At 72.1% G+C, this 24,675-nt stretch carries 22 protein-coding genes; 9 read left to right on the top strand and 13 right to left on the bottom strand.

Annotated elements, in window-relative coordinates:
- Positions 1-8 precede the first annotated feature (8 nt).
- Complete coding sequence (locus ACFO60_RS01850; protein WP_380836026.1) at positions 9-2,432, bottom strand: serine/threonine-protein kinase; 2,424 nt, start codon at positions 2,430-2,432, stop codon at positions 9-11.
- Positions 2,433-2,632: 200 nt separating this feature from the next.
- The gene (gene mycP, locus ACFO60_RS01845) at positions 2,633-3,793 is read right to left on the bottom strand and encodes a type VII secretion-associated serine protease mycosin (protein WP_380836024.1); all 1,161 of its coding nucleotides are present in this window, start codon (positions 3,791-3,793) and stop codon (positions 2,633-2,635) included.
- Positions 3,794-4,026: 233 nt separating this feature from the next.
- Between mycP and ACFO60_RS01840 the strand changes: the two genes are divergently transcribed.
- Together ACFO60_RS01840 and era are read left to right on the top strand one after the other, a co-directional pair.
- Positions 4,027-4,365, top strand: coding sequence for a cytidine deaminase (locus ACFO60_RS01840; RefSeq protein ID WP_380836022.1), 339 nt, complete (start codon positions 4,027-4,029; stop codon positions 4,363-4,365).
- Between the two features lie 179 nt (positions 4,366-4,544).
- Positions 4,545-5,465 carry a GTPase Era gene (gene era, locus ACFO60_RS01835; RefSeq protein WP_380836021.1) on the top strand — a complete coding sequence of 307 codons (921 nt, stop codon included), beginning with the start codon at positions 4,545-4,547 and terminating at the stop codon, positions 5,463-5,465.
- 78 nt (positions 5,466-5,543) lie between these two features.
- Here era and ACFO60_RS01830 read toward each other — a convergent pair whose 3' ends face one another.
- The 6 genes from ACFO60_RS01830 to ACFO60_RS01805 are packed head-to-tail and all read right to left on the bottom strand — an operon-like array spanning position 5,544 to position 10,359.
- Entirely contained in the window at positions 5,544-6,383 is an 840-nt protein-coding gene (locus tag ACFO60_RS01830; protein ID WP_380836020.1) for an urease accessory protein UreD, read from the bottom strand.
- 14 nt (positions 6,384-6,397) lie between these two features.
- Positions 6,398-7,096 carry an urease accessory protein UreG gene (gene ureG / locus ACFO60_RS01825; protein ID WP_380836018.1) on the bottom strand — a complete coding sequence of 233 codons (699 nt, stop codon included), beginning with the start codon at positions 7,094-7,096 and terminating at the stop codon, positions 6,398-6,400.
- Complete coding sequence (locus ACFO60_RS01820) at positions 7,086-7,904, bottom strand: urease accessory protein UreF (RefSeq protein WP_380836016.1); 819 nt, start codon at positions 7,902-7,904, stop codon at positions 7,086-7,088. Before ACFO60_RS01820 ends, ureG begins: the two co-directional genes overlap by 11 nt.
- A 10-nt stretch (positions 7,905-7,914) precedes the next feature.
- Positions 7,915-9,645, bottom strand: coding sequence for an urease subunit alpha (locus ACFO60_RS01815; RefSeq protein ID WP_380836014.1), 1,731 nt, complete (start codon positions 9,643-9,645; stop codon positions 7,915-7,917).
- Positions 9,638-10,045: an urease subunit beta gene (locus tag ACFO60_RS01810; protein WP_380836012.1), complete on the bottom strand. Its 408-nt coding sequence runs from the start codon at positions 10,043-10,045 to the stop codon at positions 9,638-9,640. The genes ACFO60_RS01815 and ACFO60_RS01810 overlap by 8 nt, the downstream gene beginning before the upstream one ends.
- Positions 10,046-10,056: 11 nt before the next feature.
- A complete protein-coding gene (locus tag ACFO60_RS01805; RefSeq protein ID WP_380836010.1) occupies positions 10,057-10,359 on the bottom strand; it encodes an urease subunit gamma in 303 nt (100 codons plus the stop codon).
- A gap of 325 nt (positions 10,360-10,684) precedes the next feature.
- On the opposite strand from ACFO60_RS01805, the gene urtA reads away from it, so the two are divergent.
- The 5 genes from urtA (at position 10,685) to urtE (ending at position 15,666) form a co-directional block, all read left to right on the top strand.
- A complete protein-coding gene (gene urtA / locus ACFO60_RS01800; RefSeq protein ID WP_465269870.1) occupies positions 10,685-11,914 on the top strand; it encodes an urea ABC transporter substrate-binding protein in 1,230 nt (409 codons plus the stop codon).
- Positions 11,915-12,077: 163 nt separating this feature from the next.
- On the top strand, positions 12,078-12,944 hold the full coding sequence (gene urtB, locus ACFO60_RS01795; protein ID WP_380836008.1) for an urea ABC transporter permease subunit UrtB: 867 nt from the start codon (positions 12,078-12,080) through the stop codon (positions 12,942-12,944).
- A 66-nt stretch (positions 12,945-13,010) separates the two neighbouring features.
- A complete protein-coding gene (gene urtC / locus ACFO60_RS01790) occupies positions 13,011-14,201 on the top strand; it encodes an urea ABC transporter permease subunit UrtC (protein ID WP_380836006.1) in 1,191 nt (396 codons plus the stop codon).
- Positions 14,198-14,974: an urea ABC transporter ATP-binding protein UrtD gene (urtD, locus tag ACFO60_RS01785; protein ID WP_380836005.1), complete on the top strand. Its 777-nt coding sequence runs from the start codon at positions 14,198-14,200 to the stop codon at positions 14,972-14,974. Before urtC ends, urtD begins: the two co-directional genes overlap by 4 nt.
- Positions 14,974-15,666, top strand: coding sequence for an urea ABC transporter ATP-binding subunit UrtE (gene urtE / locus ACFO60_RS01780; protein ID WP_380836003.1), 693 nt, complete (start codon positions 14,974-14,976; stop codon positions 15,664-15,666). Before urtD ends, urtE begins: the two co-directional genes overlap by 1 nt.
- Positions 15,667-15,700: 34 nt before the next feature.
- On the opposite strand, the gene ctaD is transcribed toward urtE, so the two are convergent.
- The 5 genes from ctaD to ACFO60_RS01755 form a co-directional block, all read right to left on the bottom strand.
- A complete protein-coding gene (ctaD, locus tag ACFO60_RS01775) occupies positions 15,701-17,326 on the bottom strand; it encodes an aa3-type cytochrome oxidase subunit I (RefSeq protein ID WP_380836432.1) in 1,626 nt (541 codons plus the stop codon).
- Between the two features lie 208 nt (positions 17,327-17,534).
- Entirely contained in the window at positions 17,535-18,689 is a 1,155-nt protein-coding gene (locus ACFO60_RS01770) for an alpha/beta hydrolase family protein (RefSeq protein WP_380836002.1), read from the bottom strand.
- Positions 18,690-18,701: 12 nt separating this feature from the next.
- A complete protein-coding gene (locus tag ACFO60_RS01765) occupies positions 18,702-20,123 on the bottom strand; it encodes a S41 family peptidase (RefSeq protein ID WP_380836000.1) in 1,422 nt (473 codons plus the stop codon).
- Complete coding sequence (locus tag ACFO60_RS01760) at positions 20,120-21,187, bottom strand: ABC transporter permease (RefSeq protein WP_380835998.1); 1,068 nt, start codon at positions 21,185-21,187, stop codon at positions 20,120-20,122. Before ACFO60_RS01760 ends, ACFO60_RS01765 begins: the two co-directional genes overlap by 4 nt.
- The gene (locus ACFO60_RS01755; protein ID WP_380835996.1) at positions 21,184-22,074 is read right to left on the bottom strand and encodes an ABC transporter ATP-binding protein; all 891 of its coding nucleotides are present in this window, start codon (positions 22,072-22,074) and stop codon (positions 21,184-21,186) included. Before ACFO60_RS01755 ends, ACFO60_RS01760 begins: the two co-directional genes overlap by 4 nt.
- Before the next feature lie 474 nt (positions 22,075-22,548).
- Between ACFO60_RS01755 and ACFO60_RS01750 the strand changes: the two genes are divergently transcribed.
- Positions 22,549-23,952, top strand: coding sequence for a sensor histidine kinase (locus ACFO60_RS01750; protein ID WP_380835994.1), 1,404 nt, complete (start codon positions 22,549-22,551; stop codon positions 23,950-23,952).
- Complete coding sequence (locus ACFO60_RS01745; protein WP_380835992.1) at positions 23,949-24,620, top strand: response regulator; 672 nt, start codon at positions 23,949-23,951, stop codon at positions 24,618-24,620. Before ACFO60_RS01750 ends, ACFO60_RS01745 begins: the two co-directional genes overlap by 4 nt.
- The last annotated feature ends 55 nt before the right edge of the window (positions 24,621-24,675 follow it).

The following is a 24,675-nucleotide window of genomic DNA, read 5'->3' as shown; positions in this document are numbered from 1 at the left end:
GTCGTCCTCTATCCGCAGTTGCCGAACGGCGCGTTGGCGGAGCCGGCTCCCGCGCTGCCGCCGAACCGCACGCACTTGCCCTTGGCCTGGAGGACCACCGGGCCAGCGTAGTACTTGAACGACCCGCTGTCGGTGACCGGGGCCGACCCCTGCACCTCGAGCGTCGCGGACACCGGGCTGGCCACGCCGATGTTCTGCGTCTTGATCGTGACCACGCAGTTGGAGCCCGTGGCGGCGCTGTACAGCTGGTAGGCGACCCCGCCGTTGAACGCGGCCTGCCGCTGGACGCTGAAGCCCGAACCCTTGCCCGACGCGTTGCACACCTGCTGGGGCGAGTACGGGTTGGCGGCCGGCGCCTGGCTTCTGGACGCGGTCGGCGTGGCCGTGCTGGGACGGATGACGGGCGGCCTCGGAGTGGCAGTCCTGGTCACGGTCGGCCTCGAGGTGGGCCTGGGCGAGACCGTCACCGTCGGCCGGGGCAGGCTCGTGCGCGTGGGCCGCGGCGCGAACGTCCTGGTCACGCTCGGGCTGGGCGTGGCGGACGGCGAGCTCGGGTGCGGGGTGGCGGGGCCGGACGTGGTCGGCGACGGCGTGCCCGTGGGCACCAGGGCCTGCGGCCCGCTCGGCGACGGCGTCGCGGACGGGCTGCCCGACGGCGACGGCGTGGCCCCGTCAGGGGTGGGGCTGCCGCCGCCGGACGGCGACGGCGACGCGTTCGGGTGTTCCTGGCTCGGCTCCGCCGACGGGGTGATCGTCGGGCCGGGAGTCGCGGTGACGGTGACCGTCGGGACCGGGGTCGGCGACGACGGCTGCGAGGGCGAGGCCGTCACGGTCGGCGGGGCCGACGGGATCGGCGGCGGGGTGAACTGCGGGCCGGGCGACAGCGTCGGGAGCCCCACCGAGGGGGTCGAGGTCGTCAGCTGCATCGGGTACACGCCGGTCTCCTGCGGACCCGGAGTGGCGGCCCACGGCGCGGTCACCTGGGGGCGCGGCGCGGTGCTCTGGCCGACGCCTCCGACGTCGCCGAGGCCGCCGGAAGGCTCGGGGACGCTGCTCGCGTTCACCTGTCCCTCGGCGGCCACGCGGCCGATCTGCTGGCTGCCGCCGCCCGCGTAGTGCCCGGCGCCCCACAGGCCGAGACCGGACAGGCCGATCACGACGCCCACGCCCGCGGCCAGGCCGACGGGGAAGTGGGGGCCGGTCTTCTTGCGCGGGGGCGCGGCGGGCGGCGCCTCACCGGCGGCGGCGGGCAGCTCGTGCCGCTCGGGCTCGCCGGACGGGAGCGCGGGGGCGCCCCACACCTGCTGGGCCGGCGGCTGCGGCTCGGCCGCGTACACCGTCGGAGCCTGGCCTTCGGGACCCTGCGGGGGCACGGCCGGCGGCTGTGCGCCGGTGCCGCTCACCTCCACCCAGGGCTGCTGCGCCGGGACCGCGGCCGGGCCGGCCGGCCCAGTCTGTCCAGTCTGTCCAGTCTGTCCGGCGGGGACGGTCGGCGTGCTCGACGGCGCCGCACCGGGGATCGGCGCGCCCGGGACGGGGACACCGGGCACCGGCACTCCCATGATGGGCGCGGCGGGGATGGCGGGGGCGGGCGGGGCCGCCTTCTCCTCGCCGAGCAGCCACAGCATCGCCCCCTGGGCGGTGGGCCGTTCGGCGGGCATCTTGGCGAGGCAGGAGGCCACGACGTCCCGCAGCGGCGCGGCGAGGCGGCCGAGGTCGGCGCGGGCGGTGGCGATCGCCTCGGCGTCCTCGCCGAACGGCTCCTCGCCGGTCGCCGCGTACACCATCGTGGTCGCCCAGGCGAACAGGTCGGCGGCCGGGCCGGTCGGCTCGCCGCGGACCTGCTCGGGTGAGCGGTAGGCCGTCTCGCCGAGGCCGAAGTCGCAGACGCGGGGGCCGTCGGCGGCGAGCAGGACGTTGCCGGGGGTGAGGCCGCGGTGGGCGATGCCGGCCAGGTGGACGGCGGTGAGCGCGGTCAGCGTGCCGACGGCGACGCGCTCCAGGGCGTCGCCGGTCAGCGGGCCGTCCAGCTCGACGGCCTCGCGGAGCGAGCGGCCCTCGACGTGCTCGCGGACCACGTAGGCGCGGTCGTCCAGCCAGCCGGCGTCGACGCTCCTCACGGCGTAGGCGCTGGACACCCGCTGCGCGGAGGAGAGGTCGTCGAGCACCCGCGCGCGGGCCTCGTCGCCGGCTTCCGGCCACGGGGGCAGCAGCTTGACGACGAACAGCCGGTCGGGCTCGCCCGTGACGGGGGAGGGCGCGGGCTCGGCGGACGCCTCGGCCGTGTCCGGGGCCTCAGGCTCGGCCTCCGCGGCCGGCGTTTCACCAGAGAGGCGGCCAAGATAGACGACGCCCCGAGTTCCCTGACCCAGGCGCCCGATGAGCGTGTACGCGCCCACCTGCTTGGGGTCGTCCGGCAGCAACGACAGCATGTCCTTTATCGCCTTCCCCTGTGGATCAACTCAAGCATCATGACACCACACGCTTGTGTCGCACTTGGCGTAATTTGTCACGTCTGCATCACATGTTACGGACCCGTCGATCTTCGCGATGGGGAACGGGTACGGAAAATCCGGCATCGGACCGAATGCCGGTTCCCATGGCCGGATCCCGCCGCATGACCGAATCCGGCTCAGTCGCCGGGCGCCGTCGCGCGCCCCGGTTTCCAGCCGCGGCGGCGGCCCAGGGGGATGACGATCCCGGCGGCCGTCACCAGACCCGCGGCGAGGACCGCGATCACCGCCACGGCCGCCGAGACGTCGATCGCCTCCTGGTCGGGCGGCCGCGGCTTGGTCACGACCGACGACGGCAGCGCCTCGGGCCGCCGGGGGGCGATGGCCACCACCTCCGACGGAAGGATTTCCGACACGGCCATCAGCGGGTTCACCATGCCGGCGCCGGTCCCCGCGCCCGAGGCGCCGTCGGCGGTGATCTCGATGCGCCGCCGCACCCGGACGCTGTCGAGTTCGGGATGGCGCGAACGCACCAGCGCCGCGACCCCGGCGACGTACGGGGCGGCGTAGCTGGTCCCGCTCAGGTCCTGGCGGTAGGCGGCGCCGGGCCAGGTGCTGGTGATGTCCTGTCCCGGCGCGATGACCGAGACCGGCGTGGCGGAGTTGGAGAAGTCGTTGCGCTTCCCGTCCGGCCCGGCGGAGCCGACCGACAGCACGCCCGGGTAGGAGGCCGGGTAGGCGGCGGCGGGGGTGCCGTCCTCCTTCTTGATGTTCCCGGCGGCGGCCACGATCACGACGTCCTTGGCGATCGCGTAGTCGACGGCGGCCTTGAGGTCGGGCTGGTCGCTGGTCTGCACGGAGATGTTGACGACCTGGGCGCCGAGGTCGGCGGCCTGCCTGATGCCCCGCGCCAGCAGCGCCACGTCCCCGTTCTCGCTGTTGGTCTGCTTGATGGAGATGAGCCGCGCCCGGGGCGCCACGCCCGCGAACGGGATCTCCTTCATGTCGGCGCCGGCGATGATCCCGGCGACGGCCGTGCCGTGGCCGACGCAGTCCAGCGGGCCGGTCCCGGTCAGGTCGACCGACTTGGCCACCCTCACCTGCGGGTGACGGGTGTCCACGCCGCTGTCGATCAGCGCCACGGTGACGCCTTCCCCCATGGTGAGCGGCCAGACGCCGGTGAAGGCCAGCCGCCGCTGCGCCCACGACTCTCCCACCTGCGCGCCGCCGCGCGGTGGCGAGCACTGTTCCGGCGCGCGCGCGGACGCCGCGGCGGCCGCGCCGGGACCCGTGGCGAGCACGATCGCCAGCGCGCCGGTGATGATCCCCCGACCGGCCATCCATCAGCTCCATCTCTCGGCGAGGTGACCGCCGGGCCGCCTTCGCGGGCGACCGCCGGACATGCGGCGCCGCCTTCGCGGGGCGACCGCCGGACAGGCGGGCCACCGCCCGAACACGTCGGAGAAGCCTAGCCAATGGCATGTCGCTGATCACCGATATATCCGGATCGTTGGCGTTTCTCCGTCGTCCCCTGAAGGCCGGGAGCCGCAGGGCCGCCGAGTAGCCTTCTGCCGTGACCGACACCAACCTCGATCCCGAGGACAGCAAGATCATCACGCTGGCCCGTGCCGCCCGCGCCCGCAACGGGACGGTCCAGGGCGCCGCCGTCCGCGACGAGACGGGGCGCACCTACACCGCGACCAACGTGGACCTGCCTTCTCTGCGGCTGTCCGCCGTCCAGGTCGCCGTGGCGATGGCCGCCTCCAGCGGGGCGGTCTCCCTCGAGGCCGCGGCCCTCGTCAGCGACGAGGAAGAGCCCGAGGACGAGGACATGGCGGTCATCCAGGATCTCGGCGACGCGATCCTCTTCTTCGCGGCCCCCGACGGCTCGGTGAAGGGCCGCTACCGCTGACCCGCCTTCCCCGGCGCGGACCACGGCCCGCGGCGGGCGCCGTCCCTGTGGGGGACCGCGGCCGGCGGCGGGCGCCGTCCCGATGGGCCGTCACGATGGGCGCCGTCACGGCCGGGCGGGCCGCCGGTGGAGGCCGCGCACCACCCGGCGGGGGAGGGCGGTCGGTCTGATCGGCGACAATGGGTGACGTGAGTTCCTCAGCCGCTGAGTTCCGTTCCGGGTTCGCCTGCTTCGTCGGCAGGCCCAACGTCGGCAAGTCGACGTTGATGAATGCGCTGGTCGGCGCCAAGGTGGCGATCACCTCGTCCAAGCCGCAGACGACCCGCCGCGCCATCCGCGGCATCGTCAACCGGCCCGACGCCCAGCTCGTCGTCGTCGACACGCCAGGCCTGCACCGCCCGCGCACCCTGCTCGGAGAGCGGCTCGACAGCCTCGTGCTGTCCACCCTGACCGAGGTCGACGTGATCGGCTTCTGCATGCCGGCCGACGAGCAGATCGGCAAGGGCGACCGGTTCATCGCCGAGAAACTCGCGGCCGTCAAGAAGACCCCCGTGGTCGCCGTGGTCACCAAGTGCGACCTGGCCTCCCGCGAGCAGATCGCCGCCCGGCTGCTCGACGTGTCGCGGCTGGCCGACTTCGCCGAGATCGTCCCGGTCTCCGCCGAGTCGGGGGAGCAGCTCGACGTGCTGGGCGACCTGCTGATCGAGCGCCTCCCGAAGTCACCGCCGCTCTACCTGGACGGCCAGCTGACCGACGAGCCCGAGCAGGTGCTCGTCGGCGAGCTGATCCGCGAGGCGGCCCTCGAAGGCGTGCGCGACGAGCTTCCCCACTCCATCGCCGTGGTGGTCGAAGAGATGACCCCCAGGGAGGGCCGCGACGACCTGCTCGACGTCTACGCCCACATGTTCGTCGAACGCCCCTCGCAGAAGGCCATCGTCATCGGCCCGAAGGGCGCCCGCCTGAAGGACGTCGGCACCCGCGCCCGCAAGCAGATCGAGGCGCTGCTCGGCACCCACGTCTATCTCGACCTGCGCATCAAGGTCGCCAAAGACTGGCAGCGCGACCCCAAGCAGCTCCGCCGCCTCGGCTTCTACGACTGAGTCTCCACGACCGCTTCGGCTTCTACGCCTGAGTCTCTACGACCGGGTCTTCACGACCGGGTCTCTACGACCGGGTCTTCACGACCGAGGGCCGGCGGGCGGCTCGCCGCCGGTCGGCGGGACGGCGCCGAGACGGCGACCGGCGCCCAGCCGTGCTTCGCCCCAGGCGAGCCGCGCGCGCAGCGCGGGCGCGTCAGGGGCCAGGGCCGAGATCAACGTGCCCGGGCCGGCGAGGGGAAGCACGGCGCAGCCTTCTGAGAGCGCGCATTCGCCCGCCTCGTAGGGGAAGCGGGGGCCGGCGACCAGGACGGTGCCGACGCAGCGCGCGTCGCCGTACACCGCCGGACTGCCGTCCACGGCCGGGTCGCCGGCCACGAACTCCTGGCGCAGCAGCGGCACGCCCTCGACGGTCGCGTCGAAGCGGGCGTGGCATCGGCCCGGCGCCTCGCCGTACCGGCCGAAGACGATCTCCTCGCGCCACGACACCGACGCGCCCTCGGCCAGGGCCAGGCGGACGATCATGCGGTGGTCGCAGCCGGCCGCGAGCACGGTGGGCTCGGGGGCGTACACGAGCGTCGCCCCCGCGCCGACCCGCGCCTCGACCGTCATGACGGACCGCCCCGCCCCGGGCAGGACCAGCGTGCTCGCCACCGAGGCGATGCGCAGGCGGGTGCCCGGGGCGACGTCCACCACCAGCTTGAGACGGTCGCCGCCGAGCGGTCCGGCGGCCGTCGACACCAGGTGCACCGTGCCCGGCCCGGTCTGCCGCAGGGTGAGCGGCGGATCCGACCGCAGGGTGCCGAGCACGGTGCGCCCGCCGGACAGCTCGGTGACCACCGCCGCCCGTGCGTCGAACACCCGCCGGCCGGCGCCGCGCACCGCCCTCGCGTCCTGTCCGTCCTTGGTGATCTCGTGCATGGGCGGAGGTGCGGTCAGGCGTTGGCGGTGGGGATGGCGGGGCCGTGGGGATGCGCGCGGGTGTGCGCCCAGGACTGCGCCACCCCGTGCACCCATTCGGCGACCGCGTACACCTCCGGCACCTCCCTGATCGAGGTGAACAGCACCGGTTTGCCGTCGCGCACGGCCGCCGCGTCCCTCGACATCACCGTCAGGTCGGCTCCCACGTGTTTCGCCAGGTCGGTCTTGTTGATCACGAGCAGGTCGGCGGAGGTGACGCCGGGGCCGCCCTTGCGCGGCACCTTGTCGCCCCCCGACACGTCCAGCACGAAGATCTGCTGGTCGGCGAGCCCCCGGCTGAAGGTCGCGGTCAGGTTGTCACCGCCGCTCTCGACGATCACGACGTCCAGTGGCCCGAAGCGTTCCTCCAGGGTCTCGACCGCGTCGATGTTGGCGGCGATGTCGTCGCGGATCGCCGTGTGCGGGCAGCAGCCGGTCTGCACGGCGACGATGCGCTCAGGGTCGAGCACGCCGGCCCTGCGCAGGAAGTCGGCGTCCTCGGTGGTGTAGATGTCGTTGGTGACCACGCCCATGCGGAGCACCGGGCCGAGCGTGCGGCACAGCGCGGCCACCAGGGCGGTCTTGCCGCTGCCGACCGGGCCGCCGACGCCGAGGCGCAGTGCTCTTCCGCGGGCGTCGGGGGAGTCGTGGCGGTCGTCGTGGTTAGCTGACAAAGAGCCGTACCTCCGTGCGTAGGTGCTGTTCGGCCAGCAGATCGAGTGCGGGAGCGGCGTGCGCGGGAAGGTTCTCCCACGTTGTACGGGCGACGGCCTCACCGGCCGTGCCCTGGGCGGCCGCACGTGCCGCGCTTGCGGCGGCCGTGCGGGCGACGCCGGAGATGTCCGGCGCGAGGCCGGCGAGCACCCGGTGCACGACGACGGGGTCGAGCCCGAGCAGCCGGACGGCGGCGGTGGCCGGTCCGGTGATCGAGGTGTACGCGGCGGCCAGCGCCGCGTCGTGAGGCGAGCACCCGGCGGCGGCGGCCACCGCGCCGAGCGCGATCGGATGGTGGGCGCCGTCGGGCACGGCGCGCGCCAGGGTGTCGAGCGCGGGGGACGGCCAGATGCGGCGGCCGCTGCGCACCAGCAGCCTGCCCTGGGTGCGGGCCGCGCCGCGCTGAGCCGGTGACGCCGTACGGGCGTCGGCCTCGGCGTCCAGCTCACGCCACTCGCGTTCGGCGGCGGCCGGTCGGGCGTCCTGGTCTTCGCGTCCGGCGGCGCCGATGGCGGCGTCCCCTTCCTGCCGAGCCCGATCGGAAGGGCCGGCGGACGGGTTCGCGGGCGTCGTCGCGAGGGAGCAGGCGGCGGCGGACAGGGCGGCGGCGACGAGGCCGGACGTGGCGAGCCGGCCACGGAGGAACCGCGCCAGTTCCTCCGGGCCGGTGATCGCCCCGATGCGTACCGCCTGCTCCGCGCCCCCGGAGTGGCCGTGGCCACCGGCCGGGAGCCGGGAGTCGGCGAGGAGCAGCAGCGCCGCGTCCATGTCGAAACCGTCAGAACAGGAAGTAGCGCTGGGCCATGGGAAGCTCCTCGGCCGGGGCGGGCTCGATGAGCTCGCCCTCGACGCGGACCGCGAACGTGTCGGGGTCCACCTCGATGGCCGGGAGCGCGTCGTTGAGCGGCATGGACTCCTTTCGGCGCGTGCGCACGTCGGCGACCGGCGCCAGCCGGCGGTTCACCCGCAGCCGGTCCGCCAGGCCGTTCTCGAGGGCGAGCGGCGCGACGAAGTGCAGGGATGTGGCGGCCGCGGTGACCGGGACCGCGCCGAACATCGGGCGCGGCATGACGGGCTGGGGGGTGGGGATGGAGGCGTTGGCGTCGCCCATCTGCGCGTAGGCGATGACGCCGCCCTTGACGACGAGCTGCGGCTTGACCCCGAAGAACGCCGGCTCCCACAGCACCAGGTCGGCGAGCTTGCCGACCTCGACCGAGCCGACGTGCTCGTCCAGCCCGTGGGCGATGGCCGGACAGATCGTATATTTCGCGATATAGCGCTGTGCGCGAAGGTTGTCGGCCCGCCCGTCGCCGGGCAGCGGGCCCCGGCGCTTCTTCATCACATGAGCGGTCTGCCACGTCCTGATGATCGTCTCGCCGACCCGCCCCATCGCCTGGGAGTCCGAGCCGATCATCGAGATGGCCCCGATGTCGTGCAGCACGTCCTCGGCGGCCATCGTCGTCGGCCGGATGCGCGACTCGGCGAAGGCCAGGTCCTCCGGCACGGACGGGTTGAGGTGGTGGCAGACCATCAGCATGTCGAGGTGCTCGTCGAGGGTGTTGACGGTGTGCGGGCGCGTCGGGTTCGTCGAGGACGGCAGCACGTTCGCGTAGGCCGCCACGCGGATGATGTCGGGCGCGTGCCCGCCGCCCGCGCCCTCGGTGTGGTAGGCGTGGATCGCCCGGTCGCCGATGGCCGCCAGCGTGGACTCGACGAACCCGGCCTCGTTCAGCGTGTCGGTGTGGATCGCGACCTGCACGCCGGTGGCGTCCGCGACCCGCAGGCAGGCGTCGATGGCCGAGGGCGTCGTCCCCCAGTCTTCGTGCAGCTTGAACCCCGAGGCGCCCGCCCTGAGCTGTTCGAGCAGCCCTTCCTCGCTGACGGTGTTGCCCTTGCCGAGCAGCGCCACGTTGACCGGCATGCCGTCCATCGACTCGAGCATCCGGGCCAGGTACCAGGTGCCGGTGACGGTGGTCGCCTTGGTGCCCTCGGCGGGGCCGGTGCCGCCGCCGATGAGGGTGGTGACGCCCGCGGCGAGCGCCTCGTCCACGATCTGCGGGCAGATCAGGTGGACGTGCGAGTCGATCGCCCCGGCGGTGACGATCTTGCCGTTGCCGGCGAGGATCTCGGTGGAGGGGCCGATCACCAGGTCCGGGTGGACGCCGTCCATCGTGTCGGGGTTGCCCGCCTTGCCGATGGCGACGATGCGCCCGTCCCTGACGCCGATGTCGGCCTTGACCACACCCCAGTGGTCGAGGATCACCGCTCCGGTGATCACCAGGTCGGGGGCGCCCTCGGCGCGCGTGGTCCGCGCCTGGCCCATCGACTCGCGGATCACCTTGCCGCCGCCGAAGACCACCTCGTCGCCCGCGCCGTGACGTCCACGGGAGAGGTCGTCCGCGACCTCGACGAACAGGTCGGTGTCCGCCAGCCGGATGCGGTCGCCGGTCGTCGGGCCGTACAGCACGGCGTAGCGGGAGCGCTCGATCGACGGATGCGGCTCAGTCATCGGAGTCTCCCTCGGCCGTGCCGGCGCTCTGCTCGGACGGGCCTTCGCCGTCCGCGCCACCGTCCGCGGCGGCGTCCGTGCGCGCCGTGCGCGCGTCCAGCGTGCCGGCCCATTCGGGGCGCAGGCCGGGGACGACGCGGCGCCCGGCGATCGGCACGAGCGTCACGTCCCGCTCGATGCCCGGCTCGAACCTGATGGCGGTGCCCGCGGGCACGTCCAGGCGCATGCCCCAGGCGGCGTCCCTGTCGAAGCCGAGACCGGGGTTCGCGGCGGCGAAGTGGTAGTGCGAGCCCACCTGGATGGGCCGGTCGGCGGTGTTGACCACGCGGAGCACCACGCGCTCGCGGCCCGGGTTCAGCGGGATGGGCCCCTCGGCATGGAGGATCTCACCCGGCGTCATCGGATCGCGCGTCACAGGATCGGCCGGTGGACGGTGACCAGCTTGGTGCCGTCGGGGAAGGTCGCCTCGATCTGGACTGATTCGAGCATCTCGGGGATCCCCTCCATGACGTCCTCGCGGCGGAGGACCTTGCGTCCCGCCTCCATCAGATCGGCGACGGTCCGGCCGTCCCGCGCGCCCTCGAGGAGGAACGACGCGATGATCGCGGTGGCCTCCGGGTGGTTCAGGCGCAGCCCTCTGCCCTGACGCTCGCGGGCGACTCCCGCGGCGACGTGGATGAGCAGGCGTTCCTGTTCGTGTGGGGTGAGCCGCATGGCCGGACCCTAGGCAACCGCCGTTTCGGTGACGTGTCACCGGCATTTCCGGTCTGTGTCGGACGCCCGAGCGCCCGCGCATTCTTCCGCCCGGCCTTCCCAGGCCATTTCACAGCAAAGGTGACCCGATGTGCGCGGGCCCGTCCGGCGCCAAACGGCCGGACGGGAAACATCCAATTCGGCCGGACCTTGCGGACCGTTCGTGTTGTTCCGGTGAAGAGCCGGTAAACGGCAATTAACAATCGCGACGTCGGCGGGAAACGTGGCTCGATCACCTTGGCGGCAGATGGGTCGGTGCGGGGGCCGTGTCGGCAAGGAGGAGTAATTGCGGAATTCAGCTTGGCGCATCGGGGCCGCGGTGGCGGTCCTGGCAACCGGGCTCGCGGCCTGCGGTGGTCAGCCATCGACGACCACGGGCGGCACCGCCGCATCGGGTGGGAGCGACACGATCAAGGTCGGGCTGCTGCACTCGCTGAGCGGCACCATGGCGATCAGCGAGGTCACCGTCCGTGACTCCGAACTGCTGGCCATAGAGGAGATCAACAAGGCGGGCGGCGTGCTGGGCAAGCAGCTCGTCCCCGTCGTGGAGGACGGTGCGTCGGACTGGCCGACCTTCGCGGAGAAGGCCACCAAGCTGATCGCCCAGGACAAGGTCGCCACCGTCTTCGGCGGCTGGACCTCGGCCAGCCGCAAGGCCATGCTCCCCGTGTTCGAGAAGCGCAAGGCGCTGCTGTGGTACCCGGTCCAGTACGAGGGCCTGGAGAGCTCGCCCTACATCTTCTACACCGGCGCCACCACCAACCAGCAGATCGTCCCGGGTCTGGACTATCTGAAGGAAAAAGGCAAGAAGAAGATCTTCCTGGTGGGCAGCGACTATGTGTTCCCGCGCACCGCGAACAAAATCATCAAGGCGTACGCGGCGGCGAACGGAATGCAGGTGCTCGGCGAGGAATACACCCCGCTCGGGCACACCGAATACAGCACGCTGGTGAACAAGGTCGTCCAGGCCAAGCCGGACGCCGTTTTCAACACGCTGAACGGCGACAGCAACGTCGCCTTCTTCAAGCAGCTGAAGAGCGCCGGGGTGGGCGCCGACACGATGCCCGTCATGTCGGTGAGCGTCGCCGAGGAAGAGGTCAAGGGCATCGGCGTCGACAACATCGCCGGCCACCTGGTCGCCTGGAACTACTACCAGACCACCGAGAACGCGGCCAACGCCAAGTTCGTCGAGGCGTTCAAGGCCAAGTACGGCGCCAATCGCGTGACCTCCGACCCGATGGAGGCCGGTTACAACTCCGTCTACCTGTGGGCCGAGTCGGTCAAGAAGGCGGGCTCGACCGACGTCGAGGCCGTGAAGAAGGCCGCCGGGGGCATCGCGCTGGAGCGGCCCGAGGGCGAGGTCACCATCGACGGCGAGAACCAGCACATGTACAAGACGGCCCGCATCGGCGTCATCGAGCCGGACGGCCAGATCAAGGAGGTCTGGAACTCCGGCAAGCCGATCAAGCCGGACCCGTACCTGAAGACCTACCCCTGGGCGGGCGGCCTCACCTGACGGTGGGACGGCTCACGAGAACGCGGCCGGGGCGAGGAGCGACCCTCGCCCGGCCACCCACGACGGCACACGGCTGTGCGAGGAGCGCCTGCACCAGTGACAGCGAGACGGCCGCTCGGCGGCACTCGGATTCGGCGGGGAAGGCAAGGGAGGTGAGGCCCGGATGGAGGCCATAGTCAACCAGCTGCCCATCGGGCTCTCGATCGCGGCCGTGCTGCTGCTGATCGCACTCGGCCTGACGTTCACGTTCGGCCAGATGGGCGTGATCAACATGGCCCACGGCGAGTTCATCATGGCGGGCGCCTACACCGCCTACCTGCTCCAGGACTGGGCGGGACGGCAGGCGGTGCTCGTCGCGCTGCCGGTCGCGTTCGCCGTGGCCGGGGTCATGGGGCTGATCCTGGAGCGGCTGGCCATCCGGCACTTCTACGGCCGCCCCCTGGACACCCTGCTGCTGACCTGGGGCGTCAGCCTGGTGCTGCAGCAACTGGCCCGCGACCTGTTCGGCGCGCCCAACGTCCAGGTGCAGGCGCCCACGTGGCTCCAGGGCGGCTTCGGCATCCTGCCGTACAACCGCCTGTTCATCTTCGCGCTCGCGGTCGGCAGCGTCGTGGCGATCTGGGCGTACATGAACCGCACGTCACAGGGGCGGCGCATGCAGGCGGTGATGCAGAACCGGCAGCTCGCCGCCGTCAGCGGCATCAACACCGGGCGGGTCGACCAGCGCACCTTCTTCATCGGATCCGGCCTGGCCGGCATCGCCGGTGTGGCGCTCACGCTGATCGGGCCGGTCGGCCCGGCGCTCGGCACGTACTACATCGTGGACGCGTTCCTCGTCGTGGTCGCCGGCGGCCTCGGGCAGTTGCGCGGCGCGGTGATCGCGGCCGTCGCCCTCGGACTGCTGAACTCCTACGCCGAGTTCTGGACCAACGCGAGCCTGGCCAAGGTCATCGTCCTCGTGGTGATCATCGGGTTCCTGCAGGTGCGGCCGCAGGGACTGTTCGTGCTCAGAGCGAGGGCGCTCACATGACGGCGATCGCGCGCATACGGAGGGCGCTCACATGACGGCGGTTCCGGGCACACGGAGGGCGCTCACATGACGGCGACCCCGCGGAACGTCGCGTCGCTCGCGTCGCCGGACGGCGGCGGCGGATCGTGGCGCGACCGGCTCAAGGGCCCGGCGGTGTTCACGCTCGTGGCCGTGGTGGCCCTGGTGGTCGCTCCGATGCTGCTGGAGCCGTTCCGTCTGGGACTGCTCGCCAAGTACCTCTGCTTCGGCATCGTCGCGCTCGGCATCGGGCTGGCGTGGGGCCAGGGCGGCATGCTCACCCTCGGCCAGGGGGTGTTCTTCGGGCTCGGCGGCTACGCGATGGGCATGTACCTCAAGCTGCACGACGCGGGCGGCGACCTGCCCGACTTCATGGTGTGGAGCGGGGTCGAGAAGCTGCCCGCGCTGTGGGCGCCGTTCGGCAACCCGCTGTTCGCCATCGCCTTCGCCGTCGCCGGGCCGGCCATCCTGGCCTTCCTGCTCGGCATGCTGGTGTTCCGGCAGCGCGTCCGCGGCGCCTACTTCGCGATCCTGACGCAGGCGCTCGCCGCCGCCACCGTCATCCTGCTGGTCGGGCAGCAGGGGCTGACCGGCGGCACCAACGGCCTGACCAACTTCTTCGACCTGTTCGGCCAGGACCTGGCCGCCGACCAGACACAGCGCGGGCTGTACCTGGTGGTGGCGGCGGTCCTCGGCCTGCTGTACCTGCTGGCCTGGCAGCTCGTCCGCAGCCGCTTCGGCCGGCTGCTGGTCGCCATCAGGGACGGCGAGGACCGCGTCCGCTTCCTCGGCTACAACCCCGCGACCGTCAAGACCATCACCTTCGCGGTGTCGGCGGGCATGGCCGGGCTGGCCGGGGCGCTGTTCGTGCCGGTCGTCGGCATCATCTCGCCCGCCCTGCTCGGCGTGGTGCCCTCGCTGGAGCTCGTCGTCGCCGTGGCGGTCGGCGGCAGGTTCTCCCTCGCGGGAGCCGTGCTGGGCGCGGTGCTGATGGGATACGCCAAGACGGCGTTCAGCGAGCAGTTCGCCGACGGCTGGCTGTACCTGCAGGGTGCGCTGTTCATCCTGGTGATCAGCCTGGCGCCCAAGGGCGTGTTCGGGCTGGCCGCCGCCGCCCGCGACCAGCTGGCCGCGAGGATGCCGCGCCGCACGCCGCGGACCACTGGACCGGTCGCCCCCGGCGGCCAGAGCGAGGACCGGAGCGCTCCCTTGATCGAGGTACCGGAGCCCAGGGCATGAGCGGGCCACTGCTGGAGGTGCGCGGCCTGTCGGTGGTGTTCGACGGGTTCCGGGCGCTGGACGGGGTCGACTTCACCGTCGAGCCGGGCGAGCTGCGCTTCCTCATCGGCCCGAACGGCGCGGGCAAGACCACGCTGATCGACGTCATCACCGGGCTGACCAAGCCCGCCGCGGGCACGGTGCGCTTCGAGGGCGGTGACCTGGTCGGCCGCAAGGAACACGAGATCGTCCGGCTGGGCGTGGGCCGCACCTTCCAGACCTCGGTCGTGTTCGAGGAGCTCACCGTGCTGGAGAACCTCGACCTGGCCGCGTCGTTCCGCAGGCCGCTGTGGTCGCTGGCCCGCAGGCGGCGCGGGGTGTCCGAGGCCGTGGCGGCGGCCATGGAGACCACCGGCCTCCACGCGCTCGCCGACCGGCCGGCCGGGGTGCTGTCCCACGGGCAGCGGCAGTGGCTGGAGATCGGCATGCTCATCGCCCAGGGACCCCGGCTGCTGCTCCTGGACGAGCCGGTCGCCGGCATGTCGGCCGAGGAACGCGTGAGCACCGGCGAGCTGCTCACCGAGATCGCCAAGGACCACACGGTGATCGTCATCGAGCACGACATGGACTTCCTGCGGCGGTACGCGTCCCAGGTGACCGTCCTCCACGAGGGCAAGGTGCTCGTGGAGGGCTCGGTCGACCAGGTGCGGGCCGACCCCCGTGTACAGGAGGTCTACCTGGGCAGGGCCGAGGAGAAATCCAAGGACGCGGCCACCGCCGGAGAGGTGAAGTGATGCTGTCGGTGCAGGGCTTGTCAGCGGGGTACGGCAGGGCGCGGGTGCTGTTCGACGTGTCCTTCGAGGTGGGGGCCGGCAACCTGGTCTGCGTCATGGGGCGCAACGGCGTGGGCAAGACCACCCTGCTCAACACCGTGATGGGCGTGCTGCCCGCCACGGCGGGGACCGTCACGTTCGAGGGCAAGGACGTGACCCGGCTGCGCCCGCACGAGCGGGTGCGGCTCGGGCTCGGCTACGTGCCCCAGGGGCACGAGACGTTCCCCCAGCTCAGCGTGATGGGCAACCTGCTGGTGACGGTGGAGGCGTCCACGCACAAGGACGCCGGCGCCATCGAGGAGGCGCTGGAGGTCTTTCCCCGGCTGAAGCCGCTGCTGAAGAAGCGGGCGGGCTTCCTGTCGGGAGGCCAGCAGCAGCAGCTCGCCATGGCGCGGGCGCTGGTCACCCGGCCCAAGCTGCTGATCCTGGACGAGCCGACGGAGGGCATCCAGCCGTCGATCATCCTGGAGATCGAGGAGGCGATCGAACGGCTGCACGACTCGGGGCTCGCGGTGCTCCTCGTCGAGCAGTACCTGGACCTCGCGCTGCGGCTCGCCGACCGCTTCCTCATCCTGGACGCCGGGCACGTCGTGCGCGCCGGAACCTCCGACGAGCTCCGCGAGGAGGAGGTCCACCGCCTGCTGGCCGTCTGAACGGCGGCGCCGCCCTCTCACCCGCCGGTCGCGGTCACTTCTTCCTGGCCACCCGCTCGATCTGGATCGGCAGGTGGGAGTAGTGCAGGTCGAAGGCCGGGCGCTCGGAGCGTATCGGCGGGATTTTGAGGAAGTTGTGCCGCGGGGGCGGGCAGGAGGTCGCCCATTCGAGGGAGTTGCCGAATCCCCACGGGTCGTCGATGGTCACCCGGGGGGCGTGCCGCCAGGAGTACCAGATGTTGAACAGGAACGGCAGCGTCGAGGCGCCCAGGATGAACGCGCCGACCGACGAGATCATGTTCGCCACCTGGAAGCCGTCCGTCGGGGCGTAGTCGGCGTACCGGCGCGGCATCCCCTGCGCGCCCAGCCAGTGCTGCACCAGGAAGGTGGTGTGGAACCCGACGAACAGCAGCCAGAAGTGCCACTTGCCGAGCTTGTCGTTGAGCATCCTGCCGGTGAGCTTGGGCCACCAGAAGTAGAACCCGGAGAACATCGCGAAGACCACGGTGCCGAAGACGACGTAGTGGAAGTGGGCGACCACGAAGTAGGTGTCGCTGACCTGGAAGTCCAGCGGCGGTGAGGCCAGGATGACGCCGGTCAGGCCGCCGAACAGGAACGTCACCAGGAAGCCCACCGCGAACAGCATCGGCGTCGGGAAGGTGAGGTGCCCGCGCCACATCGTCCCCACCCAGTTGAAGAACTTCACCCCGGTCGGCACCGCGATGAGGAAGCTCATGAACGAGAAGAACGGCAGGAGCACCCGGCCGGTGACGAACATGTGGTGCGCCCACACCGTCATCGAAAGGCCCGCGATCGCGATGGTCGCCCCGACCAGGCCCATGTAGCCGAACACCGGCTTGCGGCTGAAGACGGGCAGCACCTCGGTGATGATGCCGAAGAACGGCAGCGCGATGATGTACACCTCGGGATGCCCGAAGAACCAGAACAGGTGCTGCCACAGTATGGCGCCGCCCGTGTCGGCGTCGAAGATGTGCGCGCCGAGCTTGCGGTCGGCCGCGAGGCCCAGCAGCGCGGCGGCCAGCACCGGGAAGGCCAGCAGCGCCAGCAGGCTGGTGAGCAGGACGTTCCAGGTGAAGATCGGCATCCGGAACATGGTCATGCCGGGCGCGCGCATGCAGATGATCGTGGTGATGAAGTTGACCGCGCCGAGGATCGTCCCGAGACCGGACATGACCAGTCCCATGATCCACAGGTCCTTGCCGACGTCGGGGGAGTAGGTCGAGGTCGACAGCGGCGTGTAGGCGGTCCAGCCGAAGTCCGCGGCCCCGCTGGCGGTGAAGAAGCCGGACACCACGATGACGCCGCCGAACAGGAACAGCCAGAAGCTCAGCATGTTGAGCCGGGGGAAGGCCACGTCGGGCGCGCCGATCTGCAGCGGCATGATGGCGTTGGCGAAGCCCGCGAACAGGGGAGTGGCGAACAGCAGCAGCATGAGGGCGCCGTGCATGGTGAACATCTCGTTGTACTGCTTGTTGCCGACGAACTGCAGTCCGGGCCTGGCCAGCTCGGCCCGGACGACCATCGCCATGAGGCCGGCGAGCAGGAAGAACCCGAACGACGCGATGAGATACATGTTGCCGATCACCTTGTGATCGGTGGAGGCGGCCCATCCGGTGAGGAGCCGGCCCTTGCGGGCCAGCTTGGTCGACGGGACCTGTGCCTCGCGCGTGTAGATCACCAGCCCGCCTCCCCGCCACGGTCCCTGCGCTCGTCCTACGAGTCGTTCCGTACGTCCGATTACAGCGCGCAAAAAGGACTTAGTGTCGAAAATGCGAGCAAAAACCGCAAGGGTGACGGCCAGGCTTTCTTTGCCGAGAATGCGGCCCGTGATGTGGCACGTCGCCTGTTCAGGGTCGACCGCAGGTCGCGGGGCAGAACGTGACCTCGGGGTAGCGTGATGACGGCTCGTCCAGGAGGGGGCGCCGCCGTGATCTCAGGTGCTGGTCGAGGAAGGCCGCCACGTAGGCGCGGGTGAGCTCCGCGCCACGGGCCGCGGGCAGCATGCCGGGGAGAGGTTCGAGGCCGAGGACGTCCGCCACCAGCGAGATGTCGGTGAAGGACTGGTGTCCGGCGTCCGGCAGCACGATCCAGCGCTTCCACCCGGTCAGCAGCTTCCAGTCACGGTCCCACGAACTGTCCTGGCCGCCCGGTACGTGACCCTTCGCACCGAGGAACATGAACGGCCGGGAGAGGCCGCTCTTGGGGATCCGGGCGTAGGTGGTGCCGTCCATGTCGATCCCGGCGCGCACCCGAGAGTCCTTCACCATGGCCGCCACGACGCCGGCCCCGCCGATCGACTGGCCCGCCATCGCGATCCGGGTGCGGTCGATCAGGTCGTGTCCCTCCCACTCGGAGGTCAGCCGGTCGAGGACGAAGGAGACGTCGGCGGCCCGGCCCTGGACCAGTCCGGCGCCGAAACCGGGGTCGCCGTCGCTGTCGCAGGCGAGGCATTCGGCGACCCGCCCGTCGGCCAGGGTGGTGGCGTGGCTCTCGTAGGTGTGGTCGATCCCGGCCACGACGTACCCGCGGCTGGCCAGATCCTCGGCCAGGGACGTGAGCGTGCTCATCGGTTTGGTGAAGCCGGGTGAGAGCACCACCAGCGGAAGCCCGCGTCCATCGGGGGCGGCGTCCTTGACGGCGTTGGTGCGGGTCTCGCTCAGCGTCTCGTACGGCGCGGTCGAGATCCCGGAGCCTCTCAGGAACAGTTCCGCTTCCTTGGGCGTCATGTAGGCCGAGCGCCGCCCGCCGCGCCGCTTGGCCGGGTACCACAGGGTGACCTTGAGCTCCCTGGCCTTCACGTCGAGGTTCCAGGGATCGGGGCGGGAAGTGTCGGTCAGATGCAGGGCGGTGGTGCCGACCGGCCGGGGGCCGGTGGGAGCGGGCAGGGTGACGTGGCCGGCCGGTGTGGCCGGCGGGGCGTCGGAGCGGGGCGGCGCGGGCGCGGAGCAGGCGGACGCGGCCAGGACGGCCAGTCCCGCGGCGAGGGCGTGGAGTCTTCTCATGGCGAGGTCCCTTCACGTGTGCAGCAGGGTCAGGGCCTCGGCCAGGACGGGGTCGCGTCCTGCGGCCGCGTCCTTCGAGGTCAGCGGCACGTAGTGGTCGGGCGGCACGCCGATCCGGTCGATCACCTCGCGACCGGGCCCCAGGTGGTGAGTGGCGGGGAGGCTCAGCACGGTGTTGTCGGCGAGCAGGTAGCCCTGCGCCGGGCCGGAGATCACGCCGGCGGTGCGGGTGCCGGCCAACCGGCCGGCGCGCAGGTCCTTGACCGCGGAGCTGAAGTGCTCACAGGCCGAGACGCAGCCGCGGTCGATGAGCACCACCAGCGGCAGGCGCAGCAGCCCGACCGTGTCGTCGGTCGGCATGGCCGCGCAGTTCCCGGCCACGCCGCACTGGTAGGCGGTGACCTTGCCGTGGACGAACGCGCTCAGCAGCCGGACCGCCTCCGTGGGGCTGCCGCCGCCGTTGCCGCGCAGGTCCAGCACGACGCCGGACAGCGTCCGGCCGGTGCGCAGCCTGGTGATCGCTCGCAGCACCCGGTTCGCGGAGCCGGGAGCGAACCCGGTCATCCGCACGTAGGCGATGTCGTCGTCCAGCAGTCGCGACCGCACCACCCGCAGGCCGGCCAGGTCGCGCTGGTAGAGGCCGGGCACGAGCGTCACGCTCCAGCGGCGGCCGGTGCTCTGCCGCAGCAGTCGCAGCCGCACCGGCCGCGCGTCCGGATACTCGGGGGAGAGGGCGGCGATCGCGGAGGTGGGCCTGCCGTCGATGAAGGGCGCCGACGTGTTGATCGATTCGATGAGGTCGCCCGGGCGCAGTCCGGCGGCCCGCGCCGCGCCGCCGAGCACCGTGGTGACGAACAGCGGGCCGGCGGCGGTGCCGGGGGCGGCCTCCACCTGCCGGCGGGAGACGTTCGCCGCAAGGCCCAGGCCGTAGCCGTCGCCGTCGTAGTAGCCGGGCGGCCGCTCGGGCCGGTGCTCCCAGCGGGCGTGGTCGTCGCCGAGGGCGGCCACGATGGCCCGCAGGGTGACGGCGGCCAGCTTGTCGCGCAGGCCGGGAACCTCGTCGGTGATCGTGCGGTAGGCCTTCTCGAAGGCCGCCCAGTCGGCTTCGCGGTCGCCGGTCAGCGCGGGCATGGTCGCCTCGGGCAGGTCGCGCCCGTCGCGGTCGAGCTGCTGTGTCAGGGCGGCGAATCCGGCCGTCAGCAGCGAGCGGGCGTCCAGCGTTTCGCCGCTGTAGTAGTTGCCGAGGACGCAGAAGTACGCCTGCTCGATGACGTCGATCGTGGTGGCCTTCTCCGCCTCGGGGACTCCCGAGGGTGGCGCGCAGACCGTGGCGGCCGGCGTGCCCGCCTGGCCGCGCGGCGGCGCCGGCGCGGTGCAGGCCGCCGCCAGGATGAGCGCGAGCCCGGTGGCGGTGACGGTTCTGACGGTGGTCATGACAGGCGTCTCCGCAGCCACCACAAGGACGACCACGCGAGGCCGAGGGCGAGCAGGGCGTAGATCCCGGTCTCGATCCACTGGAAGGGCCAGAACCGCTCAAGCGGCTGGTAGGTCGCCTGCTGCCGGTAGCCGAGCCGGTTGATCTCGGCCAGGCACCCCCCTGCGGACAGGCCTTGGAATGAGCAGGGTCCCGACGTCGTGGAGACCGGGACGGCCCGCACGATCGTCGACGACGGTCCCGAGCTCCCGTCTCCGCCGAAGACCGTGCGTCCGGACGGATCGACCAGCTCGCTGGACAGCACCCAGGCGCCCGCGTGGCCGGAAACGGCCGACGTCCTCAGGAAGATCTGCAGGGATCCGCCGCTCGGCGCGCTGAGGCCGTCCACGTTCTCCCGGCCGAGCTGGAAGGTCCCGGCCACCGGGGGCATCAGGTGGGGACGGACCAGCAGCGGCATGGCGATCTGGATCGCGACGAAGACGGCCAGGGTGAGGGCCATGGCGGGCAGTGTGCGGCGCACCAGCATGCCCACCGTGACCCCGAGGACGAAGGCGAAGGCCGCGTACCCCATCGGGGCGATGCCGCGCGCGCCGAACACCACGGGAGCCATCTGCGCCATTTCCGGAACGGCCGACTTGTCCAGAGGAGCGGACCACCAGGTCACCGCGAGGCCGCACACGCCGGCGGCGGCCATGGCGACCAGGCCGGTGAGCCCGAGCTTGACCGCCAGCCAGCGGCCGCGGGTGACGCTCTGGTTCCACACCAGCAGATGCGTGCCCGTCTCCAGCTCCCGGGTGATCAACGGCGCTCCCCAGAAGAGCCCGACCAGCGCCGGCATGATCAGCACGACGAGGGTGAGGGCCAGGAAGAGGAGGTCGTACTCGCCGAAGAACCGGTCGAAGAAGTCGAGGCAGGTGTCGTCCGGGGTGCAGCGGGCGATCCCGGCGGCGTAGCCGGAGGCCAGATCCGGGCCGGTCAGAGCCAGTGCGGCGCCGAGGACCACGAGTACGGCGGCCATCATCGTGGCCGAGCCGCGCAGCTGGCGCCAGGTGAGCCAGATCATCGCCGCACCTCCTGGACGGCCCGCCGGTCGTCGGCGGCGCGCTTGTCCATGTAGGCCAGGACGAGGTCCTCCAGGCTGGGCCGGGCGACCGTCCAGGCGGGGTCGTGGATCGGGGCGTCGGCACGCACCACGTACGTGCTCCGCCCCTCGGAGTGGCCGGCGGAGACGACGTGATGGCCGGCGGGGAACAGGCCGGGATCTCCGCGTGGGCCGGTGAGCCGGTGATGGGCGGCCAGCAACCGGTCGACCTTCCCGGCCAGCTGGACGCGGGAGCCGGCGAGCACGATCACGTAGTCGCAGACCCGTTCCAGGTCGGAGACCAGGTGGGAGGAGAGCAGCACGCTCAGCCTCTGCGCTGCGGCGGCCTCCGTCAGCCCCCGCAGGAACTCGAGGCGGGCCAGCGGGTCGAGCGCGGCGACCGGCTCGTCCAGGATCAGCAGTTCGGGGCGTTTGGCCAGGCCCAAGGTGAGGGCCAGCTGGGCGCGCTGGCCACCCGACAGCCTGCCCGCCCGCTGGGCGGGGACCAGGCCGAGCCGCGCGATGCGCTCCCGCGCCATGGCGGCGTCCCAGCGGGGGTTGAGCCGGGACCCCAGCCGCAGGTGCTCGGCGACGGTCAGTCCCGCGTAGACGGGGGTGTCCTGGGCGACGAACCCGACCTTGGCCAGCTGCGCGGGCGTGTCCCCGGGCCGGCCGCCGAGCACGGTGATGCCGCCCGTGGTCGGCCGGAGCTGGCCGCCGGCCAGCTTCAGCAGCGTCGTCTTGCCCGCTCCGTTGGGTCCCACCAGTCCCACGACGTGGCCCGCCGGGATGTCGATGGTGCACTCGCGCAGCGCCCAGCGGCGGCCGTACCTCCTGCCCAGTGCATGGGCCTGCAGAACAGAAGTCACGCTGTGTCCTCCTGAGCGGTGGTCCGGAAGCCGGTCACGAACGGCGCCTCGATGCCTCGTCGAGGCCGTGGCCGAGATCGAGGCGCGGCTCCAGAGCGGCGGGATGCCGGGATGGCGGGATCCGGGATGGCGGTGCCGGGATGGCGGGAACGAACCTAGGCGTCGCCCATGCCGGTGCGCGTCGGCCGTCGTACCGAGATCGCGTACCACCCGGGGACGAAGGGCCGCCAGGTCATCCCTGCGATGTACTCCCGAAGACCATGAGCCCCGTCACCACGGCCGATGCGGGACTAACGGGCGAGCGTGACAATGGTGCCGGTGGAAACCCGTGAACGACCGCGGTGGTGGCGGCAGGTGCTCGACCTGGCCGGCCGGCCTGACGAGGGTCGCCCGGACCGGCGCGGCGTCCGAGACACCCCTGGGCCGCGTGGCGACGGCCCCCCACGGCCGTCTCGCCGAGCACGGGTCACCGACGTGGCGGTCGCGATCGTCCTGACGGTCATCGCGATGGCCGTATCGGCATCGGTGGGAGATCCTTCGGCCGGCCCTTTGGCGAACCGGCCCGAAGTGCTCGATTATCTGCGGCTCCAGCCCGCCGCTTCGTCGCCGGCCCCTGAACCCGCCGATCTGCCCGATCTCCCCGACCTGCCTGATCTGCCCGCTCTCCCTGATCTGCCCGATCTGCCTGATGCCCCGACCGGCTTCCCACCCTCTCCTGCTCCTGCCGCCCCGACCGGCTTCCCACCCTCTCCTGCTCCTGCCACCCTGTCCGGCAGCCCGTCTCCACCGCCACCCTCCGGTGACCCGTCCGGCGACGCGCCCGCCCGGCCGCTGCCCGACGATCCGCCCGCGTTCCTTGTGGCGCTGACGGCGTTACCGCTGGCGGTGCGGCGCCGGTACCCGCTCACCACCTTCTGGGTGGTGCTGGCCGCGGCGCTGGCCACCCACGCGGGTGCCACCTGGATCACGGTGCTGACCTGCGCTGTCGCCGCGTACGGTGCCGTCGCTTACAGCCGGAACCGGTTCCTGGCGATGGGCGGACTCGTGCTCGCGGCCGGGCTCGCGGGCGCCGCCTTCCGGGATGTCGGGCCTGCGCCGCCGAACTGGATGGGGCCGCTGGTCGTCCTGCTGAGCGTCGGCGTCTTCGCGAGCTTCGTCCGTTCCTGGCGCCGACGGCTGGGAGCCAGCGGGCATCGGCTCGCCGAGCTGCAGCAGGCGCAGGCGGACGCCATGCGCAGGGCCGTCGCGGAGGAACGCTCCCGCATCGCCGCCGAACTCCACGATGTGGTGACCCACAATGTCAGCGTGATGGTGATCCAGGCCGGCGCGGCCCGCAAGGTCATGGACGTGGAGCCGGACCAGTCGAAGCAGGCGCTGCTCGCGATCGAGTCCGGCGGCCGGGCCGCCATGGCCGAACTGCGCAACGTCATGGGACTGCTCGCCGGCCCGGGCGGCGAGCGCCTCGACGGGCCTTGCGACGGGCTCGAACCCCAGCCCGGGCTCGACCAGCTCGACGCCCTGGTGGAACGGGTCCGCGCCGCCGGCGTGCCGGTGAGCGTCGAGGTGTCGCCGCCCGGGCCGCTGCCTCCCGGGGTCGACCTCGCCGCCTACCGTGTCGTACAGGAGGCCCTCACCAACACGATCAAGCACGCGGCCGGCGCCGCCGCGTCCGTGACGATCGGTCATGACGGCGACTGGCTGGAGATCGAGGTGACCGACACCGGCGGGGCGCCGAGCGCCGGTTCGCGGACCGGCGACGGCAGGGGGCTGATCGGGCTGCGCGAGCGGCTCGCCGTCTACGGCGGGACCCTGGACGCGGGCCGGACGGCCGGGGGCGGCTTCCGGATCGGCGCCCGCGTCCCGTGGAGGACGACATGACCGGGCGGCTGCGCGCCGTCATCGCCGACGACCAGGCGTTGGTGCGCACGGGATTCCGCATGATCCTCGCCGCCGACGGCATCGAAGTGGCGGCCGAGGCCGCCAACGGGGAAGAAGCCGTCGCCGCGGTCCGCCGTACCAGCCCCGACGTCGTGCTCATGGACATCCGCATGCCGCGGATGGACGGCCTCGAAGCCACGCGGCGGATCGTCGCGGGCGGCGCCGAGGACACCCGCGTGCTGATCCTCACCACCTACGACCTCGACCACTACGTGTACGCCGCGCTCGCCGCGGGGGCGAGCGGGTTCCTGCTCAAGGACGTCTCACCCGAACACCTGGTGGCCGCGGTACGCCTGGTGCGCTCCGGCGACGCCCTGCTCGCGCCCACCATCACCCGCCGTCTGGTCGAACGCTTCGCCCGCCGCGACGACGCGCGGCCCACCCTTCACCGTGATCTCTCGCAACTGACGCCACGGGAACTGGACGTGCTGCGCCTGCTCGCCACCGGCATGAGCAACGCCGAACTCGCCGACCGGCTGACCCTCAGCGTGGCCACGGTGAAGACCCACGTCGCGCGCATCCTGTCCAAGCTCGGCCTGCGTGACCGCGTCCAAGCCGTGGTGGTCGCCTACGAGACCGGCCTGATCTCCCCCGGCGGCACCGCCTGACCTCAAAGCCATCCTGGGCCCCGGTCACCGGCCTCGTAGAAGCCGTTCTGGGCCC

This window comes from Sphaerisporangium dianthi, assembly GCF_042654065.1.
Lineage (GTDB): Bacteria > Actinomycetota > Actinomycetes > Streptosporangiales > Streptosporangiaceae > Sphaerisporangium > Sphaerisporangium dianthi.
This window is presented reverse-complemented; position numbering and strand designations above follow the sequence as displayed.

What these genes read in the sequence shown, in the direction of transcription:
- ACFO60_RS01850 (WP_380836026.1), bottom strand. Translation starts at nt 2,432, where the DNA reads ATGCTGTCGTTGCTGCCGGACGACCCCAAGCAGGTGGGCGCGTACACG.
- mycP (WP_380836024.1), bottom strand. Translation starts at nt 3,793, where the DNA reads ATGGCCGGTCGGGGGATCATCACCGGCGCGCTGGCGATCGTGCTCGCC.
- era (WP_380836021.1), top strand. Translation starts at nt 4,545, where the DNA reads ATGGGTGACGTGAGTTCCTCAGCCGCTGAGTTCCGTTCCGGGTTCGCC.
- ACFO60_RS01830 (WP_380836020.1), bottom strand. Translation starts at nt 6,383, where the DNA reads ATGCACGAGATCACCAAGGACGGACAGGACGCGAGGGCGGTGCGCGGC.
- ACFO60_RS01820 (WP_380836016.1), bottom strand. Translation starts at nt 7,904, where the DNA reads ATGGACGCGGCGCTGCTGCTCCTCGCCGACTCCCGGCTCCCGGCCGGT.
- ACFO60_RS01815 (WP_380836014.1), bottom strand. Translation starts at nt 9,645, where the DNA reads ATGACTGAGCCGCATCCGTCGATCGAGCGCTCCCGCTACGCCGTGCTG.
- ACFO60_RS01810 (WP_380836012.1), bottom strand. Translation starts at nt 10,045, where the DNA reads ATGACGCCGGGTGAGATCCTCCATGCCGAGGGGCCCATCCCGCTGAAC.
- ACFO60_RS01805 (WP_380836010.1), bottom strand. Translation starts at nt 10,359, where the DNA reads ATGCGGCTCACCCCACACGAACAGGAACGCCTGCTCATCCACGTCGCC.
- urtB (WP_380836008.1), top strand. Translation starts at nt 12,078, where the DNA reads ATGGAGGCCATAGTCAACCAGCTGCCCATCGGGCTCTCGATCGCGGCC.
- urtC (WP_380836006.1), top strand. Translation starts at nt 13,011, where the DNA reads ATGACGGCGACCCCGCGGAACGTCGCGTCGCTCGCGTCGCCGGACGGC.
- urtD (WP_380836005.1), top strand. Translation starts at nt 14,198, where the DNA reads ATGAGCGGGCCACTGCTGGAGGTGCGCGGCCTGTCGGTGGTGTTCGAC.
- urtE (WP_380836003.1), top strand. Translation starts at nt 14,974, where the DNA reads ATGCTGTCGGTGCAGGGCTTGTCAGCGGGGTACGGCAGGGCGCGGGTG.
- ACFO60_RS01770 (WP_380836002.1), bottom strand. Translation starts at nt 18,689, where the DNA reads ATGAGAAGACTCCACGCCCTCGCCGCGGGACTGGCCGTCCTGGCCGCG.
- ACFO60_RS01765 (WP_380836000.1), bottom strand. Translation starts at nt 20,123, where the DNA reads ATGACCACCGTCAGAACCGTCACCGCCACCGGGCTCGCGCTCATCCTG.
- ACFO60_RS01760 (WP_380835998.1), bottom strand. Translation starts at nt 21,187, where the DNA reads ATGATCTGGCTCACCTGGCGCCAGCTGCGCGGCTCGGCCACGATGATG.
- ACFO60_RS01745 (WP_380835992.1), top strand. Translation starts at nt 23,949, where the DNA reads ATGACCGGGCGGCTGCGCGCCGTCATCGCCGACGACCAGGCGTTGGTG.